This is a genomic window from Pseudomonas sp. DrBHI1 (assembly GCF_002205115.1).
Classification (GTDB): Bacteria; Pseudomonadota; Gammaproteobacteria; order Pseudomonadales; family Pseudomonadaceae; genus Aquipseudomonas; species Aquipseudomonas mosselii.
Window position 1 is genome coordinate 1 of sequence record NZ_NIBE01000062.1, and the last position, 11,520, is coordinate 11,520.

The 11,520-nt window shown below is 62.4% G+C and carries 10 protein-coding genes and 1 pseudogene; 2 read left to right on the plus strand and 9 right to left on the minus strand.

Annotated elements, in window-relative coordinates; genetic code table 11:
• The 8 genes and pseudogenes from CC207_RS14395 to CC207_RS14430 all read right to left on the minus strand — a co-directional run.
• Positions 1-525 (minus strand): annotated as a pseudogene (locus CC207_RS14395) (ABC transporter ATPase); the annotation flags it as partial.
• Positions 526-757: 232 nt separating this feature from the next.
• Positions 758-1,636 carry a helicase RepA family protein gene (locus CC207_RS14400; RefSeq protein WP_088852309.1) on the minus strand — a complete coding sequence of 293 codons (879 nt, stop codon included), beginning with the start codon at positions 1,634-1,636 and terminating at the stop codon, positions 758-760.
• A 3-nt stretch (positions 1,637-1,639) separates the two neighbouring features.
• Positions 1,640-1,870, minus strand: coding sequence for an AlpA family transcriptional regulator (locus CC207_RS14405; RefSeq protein WP_088852310.1), 231 nt, complete (start codon positions 1,868-1,870; stop codon positions 1,640-1,642).
• 304 nt (positions 1,871-2,174) lie between these two features.
• Positions 2,175-3,383, minus strand: coding sequence for a site-specific integrase (locus tag CC207_RS14410; protein ID WP_088852328.1), 1,209 nt, complete (start codon positions 3,381-3,383; stop codon positions 2,175-2,177).
• Between the two features lie 307 nt (positions 3,384-3,690).
• Entirely contained in the window at positions 3,691-5,268 is a 1,578-nt protein-coding gene (guaA, locus tag CC207_RS14415) for a glutamine-hydrolyzing GMP synthase (protein WP_088852311.1), read from the minus strand.
• 75 nt (positions 5,269-5,343) lie between these two features.
• Positions 5,344-6,813, minus strand: a complete 1,470-nt coding sequence (gene guaB / locus CC207_RS14420; RefSeq protein ID WP_028691634.1) for an IMP dehydrogenase — start codon at positions 6,811-6,813, stop codon at positions 5,344-5,346.
• 86 nt (positions 6,814-6,899) lie between these two features.
• A complete protein-coding gene (locus CC207_RS14425) occupies positions 6,900-7,457 on the minus strand; it encodes a hypothetical protein (RefSeq protein WP_023628476.1) in 558 nt (185 codons plus the stop codon).
• A gap of 50 nt (positions 7,458-7,507) precedes the next feature.
• On the minus strand, positions 7,508-8,263 hold the full coding sequence (locus CC207_RS14430; RefSeq protein WP_028691635.1) for a sulfite exporter TauE/SafE family protein: 756 nt from the start codon (positions 8,261-8,263) through the stop codon (positions 7,508-7,510).
• A gap of 97 nt (positions 8,264-8,360) precedes the next feature.
• On the opposite strand from CC207_RS14430, the gene CC207_RS14435 reads away from it, so the two are divergent.
• Entirely contained in the window at positions 8,361-9,260 is a 900-nt protein-coding gene (locus CC207_RS14435; protein ID WP_088852312.1) for a LysR family transcriptional regulator, read from the plus strand.
• Here CC207_RS14435 and CC207_RS14440 read toward each other — a convergent pair.
• Entirely contained in the window at positions 9,248-10,012 is a 765-nt protein-coding gene (locus CC207_RS14440) for an N-acetylmuramoyl-L-alanine amidase (protein ID WP_088852313.1), read from the minus strand. The genes CC207_RS14435 and CC207_RS14440 overlap by 13 nt on opposite strands.
• A gap of 138 nt (positions 10,013-10,150) precedes the next feature.
• On the opposite strand from CC207_RS14440, the gene xseA reads away from it, so the two are divergent.
• Positions 10,151-11,520 (plus strand): exodeoxyribonuclease VII large subunit (gene xseA / locus CC207_RS14445; RefSeq protein ID WP_088852329.1); only part of this gene is annotated, 1,370 nt, incomplete at its 3' end.

An 11,520-nucleotide genomic window follows, 5' to 3' on the forward strand; every position in this document is an offset into this window, starting at 1 on the left:
CGGGCGGGTGTGACACGCTTCAGGTGTTGCAAGCACCGCTTTTGTAATGCGATCACCATTGAGCACAAGCCCAATTCGCCGTAGATCTTCAGCATCCTCCTTGAGCCTTTTTCGCGCATTGCGCATGTCTTGACTTGAGGCTTGTCCGGCAACCGCCACGATAACGGTGTCTAGATACCAACCACCTGCTGGCACAACTTTGTGGCTCAAAACGTGCCGAGCTACCGCTTGGCTGATGCCGTGCTGGAGGCGAGCTATGGGGGCCGGATCGTAGTACAGGCTCAGATCATGCTCAAGGAGCATCATCAGCGCAATTCCGAGCCGTACCCGCCACAGGTTCCGCTCTCCTCCTGTCAGAGGATCGGGACGTGTCATTGGTGAAGGAATAACGTGGTCAATCAATCCGCCGATGATGGGAAAGTCAAATTGTGGCGTTTCAATTGTGATCGTTGCGGCTCGCAGTTCGGCCAGCAGCTTTTCGAGCTGTGAGAAGCTGTAGCGGCTATCGGAAAGTGTCTTTCTCACCCGCGCGGGATCTACTAGAAGTTCTACGCCACCATCTGAGACAGGCCGCCGACGTTCTGCGCAGTACAGGACCGCTTCCAATATGTCCGCGTGCCTCTGCCCCAGTCGGCCCGCCACGCGGCAGCGCCCAAATGATGTCTCTGCCCAATCCCCTTCGCGCAGCCGCGGGCGCTGGCTAGGCTGATAAAGCATCACTCTGGCCTGTGCGATAGTACTGGTGGGGACCACGGCGTTACCACCGCTCATCGTCACTTCCGTTTACGACTTGCAGCGGGCTTCCGCTCCTCACTTCCGCCAATTCAACCGGCACAAGAACGCCGCCTTCCCGGCGCTGGTACCACTGGTCGAGCGGGGTGGCGTCGTAGTTCTGCTTACTAACACCAAAACGGACAAAAAAATTGCGCCTGTCGTTGCCAATAGGCTGTCGCTCATAGGTGCGATCACTCAGTCGCTTTGCCTCGTCCTCGGTCATCTTGGCCACGAAGCCGCACCAACGGGCGTTATCGATTAGAGCTGATGCACCCCGCGCTGCCTGCTGCTGATCGGTTTGAGCCTCGCGGGCGCTGCCTTTGCTGACATGATGAAGGTACAACACCGATGCTCCCGTGTTGGCCGCGACGTGCTCAAGCGTGGCGACAAGCCGTGACATGTCACCGTTGCTGTTCTCGTCACGGTCGTGAATCCGGCTGAGTGTGTCCAGTACGATCAACCGGGCACCGATGCAAAACTCGGTGATACGGGCGAGATGCCGATCATCCATTACGTTCAGCCGCTTACCCATTATTGGCTCAAGGGTGAGGTTCTTCGCGATGGATTCACGTGCCTGCTGATTCAGGTGCCGACCGATGGCATGAATCCGGCGCACCAGTGCGACTTCTGGGTCTTCTCCTGCGAAGTAGACGACGCGGCCAGCACATGCAGGGGCAAGCCCTACAAGATCCCCGCCCGCAACGCTGCATGCGATGGCCATTGCAGCTTCCAACGCCCAAAAGCTTTTGCCTGTAGCTCCGGGAGCTACCAAGGCTCCTACTGTACCAGCGAGGAATCCCGGCCAAATGAAGTCTAGAGTGGGAGGCTCATTCTCAAAAGCGTCCCGTAAGTCAATCGCCACAATTCAGCCTCCCATTCCTGGCCGGGGAGCCGGGCCACTGCCCTTGCATGCATCAATCCATTCTTCGACCTCGCACAGATCCCACACGACCTTGCGGCTGCTGAGCGCTATCCGGCGAGGGAATTTTCCCTGTTTTTCAAAGTTGTAGATCGTGCGCTCGCATAGCGGAATCATTGCCAGCAACTGTTTCTTGCTGATCAGGACTTTGCTCTCTTTTCTCGATTCTTTCTCCACACCGAATACCTCGCTCCGTCATCAATCGAGGCTCGATTATTGCCCCACATTTCCGGTCTTTTCCAGCACTTTCCCGAAATCTTTCCATATAAATCAATGACTTAATCGTCCTTCAAACGTCTAGTTTCGGGACAGAAACAATCATGCAATGTCTTGTTTGTCCGCAGTTTTTTTATGGAAATTCGAAGGAAAAAAAGTGTCCCTAAAACGCCTATTTCGGGACGAAAAAAAACCCACCGAAGTGGGCGTTTCGCCACAAACACACCGCAAGTCGTGTGCTCTGTTTGGCCAGTGAAGCTCAGAATCAATCCGCTACGCGAGGTTTCCTAAGTGTCCACTCGTCAATCATGTCCGCCCAATCCTGCAACATCGCACGGCGCTGATCGCGATATTCAGCCTTGTTGTAGACGGCTCTCACACCTTTTTGCTCGTGCGCGAGACACTTCTCGATCCAATCGGAGTTGTAGCCCGCCTCATGCAACAGCGTGCTAGCCGTGCGGCGTAGGTCGTGGGGACCGAACTTACCTAGAGGCACACCTTCCTTTTGAGCAAGACGATAGGTCAGCGTCAGTACCTGGTTGATCGTGGCTGCACTCATTGGCAAATCGGAGTCATAGCGTGACGGCAGAACGTACTCAGAACCTCCGGCCAAGGTTTTCAACGCGATGAAGAAATCCAAAGCTTGCCGGGACAGAAACACCAGATGGGGATTTCGGCGCTTCATCCGTTCTTTGGGGATTGTCCACAGCGCTTCACTGAAGTTGATCTCGCTCCATGTCGCGTTGGTCAGCTCGCTCTTACGCACCATCGTCAGCAGTAGGAGTTTGGCTGCGGCACGAACCGACGTCGCTGTCCCGATCCGGTCCATGTACTGGTACATCAGCGCGATTTCATCAGGCGTCAGCGCCCGATCGCGTGGCTCAAATTTGGCGATGCTAGCAGAGCGTACTAGGTCCGCTGGATTTTCAACTTTCTGGCCACGCTCAATGGCCCATCGGAACACCTGCAAGACGATCTCACGTGAGTGAACCGCAGTTGCGGGTGCCCCCCGCTCTACTATCGCGTCTGTTAACGCTCGCAGGTCCTCATGAGTGATTTCAGCCAGCTTCTGATTGCCAAACTTCGGCTTCAATTCGCGCTCATAGACTGACCGGCGCATATCTCGTGTCGAGTCCGCCATCTGATAGCCACGCAGCCATTTTTCAGCCCAATCATCAAAGGTCTCTGCGCCCTTCGTGCGAGCCTTCGCACGCGCCTTCTCCTTAGCAGGCGACTTACCTGCGGCGATCATCTTCTTCGCCTCTCCTAGCCGCTCACGTGCCTCTGCCAGGGTGATCCCGCCCAAGCCATAACGACCGAAGGTGATGGTCTCCTGCCGGCCATTGATGGAGTAGTTGTAGCGGAAGGAGATTGAGCCGGCCGGTGTAACCGCCACGTACAAGCCATCACGGTCAATCACCTTGTAGAGCTTGTCTTGCGGCTTGAGGTTTCGAAGCTTGGTATCAGTAAGCATGGCTTCCATTTATTCCATGAAAAAATACCATGCTCTGAAAAGCGCGGAAGAATGGGGCTTAACCCCAGTAAAACCGGGCCTCTTGGCTATCCCGATACCATGCTCATCCTGAAACAAGGGACATGGTATCAAGCGTCATGCATGGCATCGGATGCAGTTGGTACCCCGTACCATGCCATAAAAAAACCATGCTTGGCGATGCAAAACGCTGCCTGTACTTGCCAGACCCCAAAAGCCAAAAGCCCGCAATTACGCGGGCTTCAGGGCATTTTTTGCTAGATCGTGCCGGGCAGTGCCGGACGCGGGATCATTCCCACTCGATGGTCGCCGGCGGCTTGCTCGACACGTCATAGGTGACGCGGGAGATGCCGTCGATTTCGTTGATGATACGACCGCTCACGGTTTCCAGCAGCTCATACGGCAGGTGCGCCCAGCGCGCGGTCATGAAGTCCACGGTCTCGACGGCACGCAGGGCCACGACCCAGGCGTAGCGACGGCCGTCGCCGACGACGCCGACCGACTTGACCGGCTGGAACACCACGAACGCCTGGCTGGTCTTGTGGTACCAGTCGGCCTTGCGCAGTTCTTCGATGAAGATATGGTCGGCGCGACGCAGGATGTCGGCGTACTCCTTCTTCACTTCACCCAAGATGCGCACGCCCAGGCCCGGGCCCGGGAACGGGTGGCGGTAGACCATGTCGTACGGCAGGCCCAGCTCCAGGCCGATCTTGCGTACTTCGTCCTTGAACAGCTCGCGCAGCGGCTCGACCAGCTTGAGGTTCATTTCCTCCGGCAGGCCACCGACGTTGTGGTGCGACTTGATCACATGGGCCTTGCCGCTCTTGGCGCCGGCCGACTCGATCACGTCGGGGTAGATGGTGCCCTGGGCGAGGAACTGGATGTTCTCCAGCTTGCTGGCCTCGGCATCGAACACGTCGATGAAGGTGCGACCAATGATCTTGCGCTTCTTCTCAGGGTCGGCTTCGCCGGCCAGGTTGTCGAGGAACTGCTTCTCGGCATCGGCGCGGATGACCTTGACGCCCATGTTCTCCTTGAACATGGCCATCACCTGGTCGCCTTCGTGCAGGCGCAGCAGGCCGTTGTCGACGAATACGCAGGTCAGCTGGTCGCCGATGGCGCGGTGCAGCAGCGCGGCAACCACGGAGGAGTCGACGCCGCCGGACAGGCCGAGCAGGACGTTGGCCGAACCGACCTGTGCGCGTACCTGGGCAATGGCGTCCTCGACGATGTTCGAGGCGGTCCACAGGGCTTCGCAGCCGCAGATGTCCTTGACGAAGCGCGACAGGATGCGACCGCCTTGCTTGGTGTGGGTCACTTCCGGGTGGAACTGCACGCCGTAGTAGCCCAGGGCGTCGTCGTACATGCCGGCGATCGGGCAGCTCGGGGTACTGGCCAGCACATGGAAGTTGCCCGGCATCTGGGTGACCTTGTCGCCGTGGCTCATCCACACGTCCAGGCCCAGCACGCCATCGTCATCGACATGGTCTTCGATGCCGTCGAGCAGGCGGCTCTTGCCGACCACGTCGACGCGGGCATAGCCGAACTCGCGCAGGTCGGAACCTTCGACCTTGCCGCCCATCTGCTCGGCCATGGTCTGCATGCCGTAGCAGATGCCCAGCACCGGGACCTTCAGGTCGAACACCGCTTGCGGGGCGCGTGGGCTGTTGGCTTCGTGGACCGACTCGGGGCCACCGGCCAGGATGATGCCGCGCGGGTTGAATTCGCGGATCGCTTCATCGTCCATGTCGAACGGGTGCAGCTCGCAGTACACGCCGATCTCGCGCACGCGGCGGGCGATCAGTTGGGTGTACTGGGAACCGAAATCGAGGATCAGGATGCGGTGAGCGTGAATGTCGAGGGCCATGACTCAATCTCGTCAGTGGAAATCGGAAACGACACGGGGCTGTCATGACAGCCCCGCTTGCTATTGCTTGAAGCCTCAGCCTACGCGGTAGTTAGGGGCTTCTTTGGTGATCTGCACGTCATGCACGTGGGACTCGGCCATGCCGGCACCGGTGATGCGCACGAACTCCGGCTTGGTACGCATCTCTTCGATGGTCGCGCTGCCGGTGTAGCCCATGGACGAACGCAGGCCGCCCATCAGCTGGTGGATGATCGCGGCCAGGGCGCCCTTGTACGGCACGCGGCCTTCGATGCCTTCCGGTACCAGCTTCTCGGCACCGGCCGAGGAATCCTGGAAGTAACGGTCGGAGGAGCCTTGCGCCTGTGCCATGGCACCCAGCGAGCCCATGCCGCGGTAGGCCTTGTAGGAACGGCCCTGGAACAGTTCGACTTCACCCGGGGCTTCTTCGGTACCGGCGAACATCGAGCCCATCATCACGCACGAGGCGCCGGCAACGATGGCCTTGGACAGGTCACCCGAGAAGCGGATGCCGCCGTCGGCGATCAGCGGCACGCCCGTGCCTTCCAGTGCGGCGGCGACGTTGGCGATGGCGCTGATCTGCGGCACGCCGACACCGGCGACGATACGGGTGGTGCAGATCGAGCCCGGGCCGATACCGACCTTGACCGCGTCGGCGCCAGCTTCAGCCAGGGCCTTGGCGGCAGCGCCGGTGGCGATGTTGCCGCCGATCACCTGCACTTGCGGGTAGTTCTCCTTGACCCAGCGAACGCGGTCGATCACGCCCTTGGAGTGACCGTGGGCGGTGTCCACCACCACCACGTCAACGCCGGCGGCCACCAGGGCGGCTACGCGCTCACCGGTGTCCTTGCCGGTGCCGACCGCGGCGCCGACGCGCAGACGACCCTGGTCGTCCTTGCTGGCCAGCGGGTAGGCCTTGGCCTTCTCGATGTCCTTGACGGTCATCATGCCCTTGAGGTTGAACTTGTCGTCGACGATCAGGACTTTTTCCAGGCGGTGCTTGTGCAGCAGCTCGCGGACTTCGTTCTTGTCGGCGCCTTCGCGGACGGTGACCAGACGCTCTTTGGGGGTCATCACGTCGCGGACCTTGGCGTCCAGGCGGGTTTCGAAACGCACGTCACGGGAGGTGACGATGCCGACCAGGTCGCCGTTCGCCAGCACCGGAACACCGGAGATGTTGTTCAGGCGGGTCAGGTCGAACAGGTCGCGCACGGTGGCGTCGGCGTCGATGGTGATCGGGTCCTTGACCACGCCAGCCTCGAACTTCTTGACCTTGCGTACTTCGCCGGCCTGCTGCTCGATGGTCATGTTCTTGTGGATGATGCCGATGCCGCCTTCCTGGGCCATGGCGATGGCCAGGCGCGCTTCGGTCACGGTGTCCATGGCGGCGGAGACCAGGGGAATGTTCAGCTCGATGCCACGAGTCAAACGGGTCTTGAGACTGACTTCATTGGGCAGTACCTCGGAGTAGCCAGGTACAAGGAGGATATCGTCGAAAGTCAGGGCTTCTTGGCTGATACGCAGCATCGCGGGGGCTCCCGGGAGGGAAAAATGGAAGCGCGCCATTATACCCATCCATGGCGCGCCGCTCAATGCAAAATAAGGGCCTTCGGTCAGCCTTGCGGCAGTTTTACCTGCACCACCGCCACCGGCTGGTCCAGCCAGTCGGCGAAGCTGTCGAGGAAGGCCTGGGTGAACCCGGCCTCGCCCCAGTTATTGAAGATGAACCCCAGGTTGGAAAAGGCACACGGCTGCAGGTAAAGGAAGCCATTGATGTCGTCCTCGAAGCCGCACAGCGGGCAGGTGAAGTTGTCACTCACCCCCGGCATCCACTCCTCCAGGCTCTCGAACAGCGGCTCGCCCACCTCGCGCCGGCATTCCGGGCAGCCGGCCTCCTCGAGAAAACCGTCGGTGGGGGTGTAGATGCAGCGCTTGAGCATCACCTCCAGGCCATTGACCTGCTCACCGAACGGCAGTTTCTCGGGGTGCAGGGCCACCTTGCGCGCCCCTTCGGCCAGGGCATGGCCCATGCGATTGCCGGTGCGGCCACAGGTGCTCAACTGCTCCTCGACGATTTTCTCACGCACCAGCCAGCGCAGGATCGCGCGGGCCCGGGCTTCGTGGACCGGCACGGTGGACAGCTTGGGGACGATGATGCTCTGGGTGTTCATGCTTGAGGCGGGCCTGGGAACTGCGGTAAGGACGCAATTCTACCGCCTGCTCAGGCGCTCAGGTAGCGACCGATCAACGCCAGGCCGCTGGCCAGCACCAGCCAGGTGACCAGCCGCACGAAGGCCTCGCGGGACAGCCTCAGCGTCAACCGTCGGCCCAGCCAGGTACCGATGAACATCACCGGCAGCAGGCAGGCGGCCAGCAGCAACAGGCTGGCGTCGGCATACACCCCGGCGATCAGGAACAGCGACAGGCGCACCACCGTGCTGCAACTGATCAGCGCGACCTGGGTCGCCCGCACCTGCTCCTTGGCCTCCAGCCGCGCACTGAGGTAGATCGCGTACAGAAAACCACCACTGCCGAACAGGGCGCCGAACAACCCGCCTACCGTCCCCATGGGCACCGCCCAGGCGCCCGACAGATTCGCCGGCCGTACCTTCACCGCCAGGCCATAGACCGCATAGGCGGTGACGAACAGCCCCATCAGCAACAGCAGCACATCGGACTTCAGGCGCAGCAGGAACACCACGCCCAGCGTGCAGCCCACGGCCATGAACGGCAGCAGCCTGAGCAGTTCGCCGCGCACCACGTCGCGCCGCGACGGTAGCAGGTTGCCGAAGGCGGCGACGAAGTCCAGCAGCACCAGCAACGGAACGATCCGCGACAATGGCATGAAATGGATCAGCACGGGGCCAGCGACCAGCGCGGTGCCGAAACCGGCGATGCCGAAGACGATATAAGCCACCCCCACACCTAGCAGGATGGGTAGCCAGTCGAGCATGGAAAACGACAGTTGAGCGAGCATCGCAGCAATTCCTCGGGAGACCCCAGAAGGTTAGCCAGCGACAAGCCATGCCGACTAATATGCCTTTACGCCACGAGATATCTGAAAAAGGCATGACATGACCTCGATCCGCCAACTGCGCTACTTCGTCGAAATCGCCGAGGCCGGCAGCTTCAGTGCCGCCGCCGAGCGGCTGTACATCGCCCAGTCGGCTCTCAGCCGACAGATCAAGGAACTGGAGCTGCACCTGGGGTCCGCGTTGTTCGAACGCACCGCGCGCCAGCCACGGCTGACCGCCGCAGGATTGGCTTTCCTTGACCGCGCCCGACATCTGCTGGCCGACCTGGACAAAGCCGAACGTCTGGCCCGCGAGGTGGGCCAGGGCCTGCGTGGCAGTCTGCGGCTGAACCACTCCAGTACCGTGCCGTTGACTGGACAACTGCTGCAGCGCCTCGGCACCTACCTCGCGGACAACCCCGGCGTCTCCTTGGAGATCGCCCAGCAATCGTCGGAGGCGCAACTGGAGGACATCGCCGAGGGCCGCCTGGAAATCGGTCTGCTGCGCCTGCCGGTGCTGCGCCAGCACGAGGGCGTGGAGCTGCATGCGCTATTCGACGAGCCCCTGCTGCTGGCGGTGGCGGCGAGCCATCCACTGGCCACGACTGGCAGTGTCCGACTGGGTCAACTGCGCGAGGAACGCTTCATTTCCATACCCCATCGTCAGCGCGGCGGCTTGAGCTACCTGTCGGCGTCGTTGTGCATGAACGAGGGTTTCTTTCCCCAGGCGGCGCAGGTGGTGTCGCGCAAGACCACGCAACTGCAGTTGATCCAGGCCGGGTTCGGGGTGGCGTTGCTGCCCCTGAGCATGCGCGAAATCGCCCCGCCCTCGGTCACCTTCGTGCCGCTGGCCGAGGCCTGCCAGAGCACCGTGGCCCTGGCCTGCCGACGCGACGCGGGAACGCTGTCGAGAAAGCTACTGGACAGCCTGCGCTTGCCACAGGGCGATCAGGGCATGTAGCGCTCCACCAGCGCAAAGACGATCGCCGCGGTTTCGGCATCCAGCACACCGTCAAAGTTGCCAGGCCGGAAATGCAGCTGGAACGCCCTGAGTACTGCACGCACCTGGGCCGGATCGGGGCTGGTCGGGAAGCTGTAGCCGTAGGTACGCAGCTTGGCGAGGACGACCTTGACCTGCGGCAGGCAGCCCGCGAAGCGCTGCTGGTAGTACGCCTTGCGCGCCTCTTCATACCAGGCACCGATACCGGCCTGGTGCAGCGCCTGCCAGGGAAAAGCGGCACCCGGGTCACTCTTGCGGCCAATGGCGATGTCGCTGTGGCCGACCACCTGGGTCGGCGTGATGTCCGGATAGCGCTGCAGGATCGCCTGGCCCAGCTGGATCAAGGCCTCCACCTGTTGGGGGTGATAGGGCGAGAACACGAAATGGCCGTTGCTCACCGACGCCTGGCTGACGATCTCGATGCCGATCGACGTATCGTTCAGGTTGCTGCGTCCGGCCCAGCCGCTGACACCCGCGTGCCAGGCGCGCTCGTTCTCGTCGACGAGGTTGAAGGTGCGCATCGCGTCGAAACCTGCACTGGTGAAGCTCGGATCGGATGGGTCGGGCACCAGGTAATGGGCGCTGACCTGGGTACCGTTGACCAGCGCATTGATCGAGCCGTTGAAATTGACGGCTGTGTAATGCAGCACCAGGAATCGCACCCGTCGGTTGAACGCCTTGGACCGGTAGGTGTGAGCGTCTATGGGATACATGGCGAATCTCCTCATGGAATCAGGCGCCCAGCGTGCATCGCCGGATATCGGGGCCGGCAGCCGGAAATGCTCCCAAGGTGGGGCGTGCCAGCAGCCGGCACAGTGCATCCGCGCGACGGCTCCTTTATGATGCCCGGCATGATCAGAGACCCTTTCGAACGACTCGGCCTGGACCGCGAGGTCCTCACCGTCAGCCAGCTCAACGGCCGTGCCCGCGTGCTGCTCGAGGACGTGTTCCGCAGTGTCTGGGTGGAAGGCGAGATTTCCAACCTCGCCCGCCCGGCCTCCGGCCACATGTACTTCACCCTCAAGGACAGCGGCGCGCAGATCCGCTGCGCGCTGTTCCGGCAGAACGCCGCTCGCGTGCGCCAGGCCCTGCGCGATGGCCTGGCGGTCAAGGTGCGCGGCAAGGTTTCGCTGTTCGAGGGCCGCGGCGACTACCAGCTGATCCTCGACACCGTCGAACCGGCCGGTGACGGCGCCCTGCGCCTGGCCTTCGAGGCGCTGAAGGAAAAGCTCGGCGCCGAGGGGCTGTTCAGCACCGAACGCAAGCAGCCGCTGCCGGCCCATCCGCGGCGCATCGGCATCGTCACCTCGCCCACCGGCGCGGTGATCCGCGACATCATCAGCGTGTTCCGCCGCCGTGCGCCGCAGGTCGAGCTCAACCTGATCCCTACCGCCGTGCAAGGCCGCGAGGCCATCGCGCAGATCGTCCGCGCCCTGCAGATGGCCGACCGGCAGGGCTTCGACGCGCTGATCCTGGCCCGTGGCGGCGGCTCGCTGGAAGACCTCTGGTGCTTCAACGAAGAGGCCGTGGCCCGTGCCGTGGCCGCCTGCGTGACGCCGATCGTCAGCGCCGTGGGCCATGAGACCGACGTGTCGATCAGCGACTTCGTCGCCGACGTACGCGCCCCCACGCCATCAGCCGCCGCCGAGCTGCTCGCCCCCGACAGCAGCGGCCTGCAGCAGCGCCTGGACAGCCTGCAGCGGCGCCTGTTGCTGCGCATGCAGAGCCGTCTGGCCCATGACCGCCTGCGCGTCGAGGGCCTGGCCCGACGCCTGCGCCACCCGGGCGAGCGCCTGCGCCAGCAGGCCCAACGCCTGGACGACCTGGACATGCGCCTGCGCCGCGCCTTCGCGCTGAACATGCGCCAACGCCACGAACGCCTCGGCCGCCTCGACATGCGCCTGGCCGCGCAACACCCGGGACGCAACCTGAAACTGCTCAAGCAGCGCCTGGACAGCCTGGCCGAACGCCTGCCACGGGCCATGCGCGAGGTGATCAAGGACCGCCGCCAGCGCTTCCAGGCGCAGTTGCAGACGCTGCAGGTGGTCAGCCCATTGGCCACCCTCGCCCGCGGCTACAGCATCCTTCTCGACGAGCGCGGCCAGGCCATCCGCAGCGCCGCGCAGACCCACAACGGCCAGCGCCTGACCGCCCGCCTCAACGAAGGCGAGCTCAAGGTGCGGGTCGAGGACAACCACCAGACTCCGGTCACCCTCTCGCT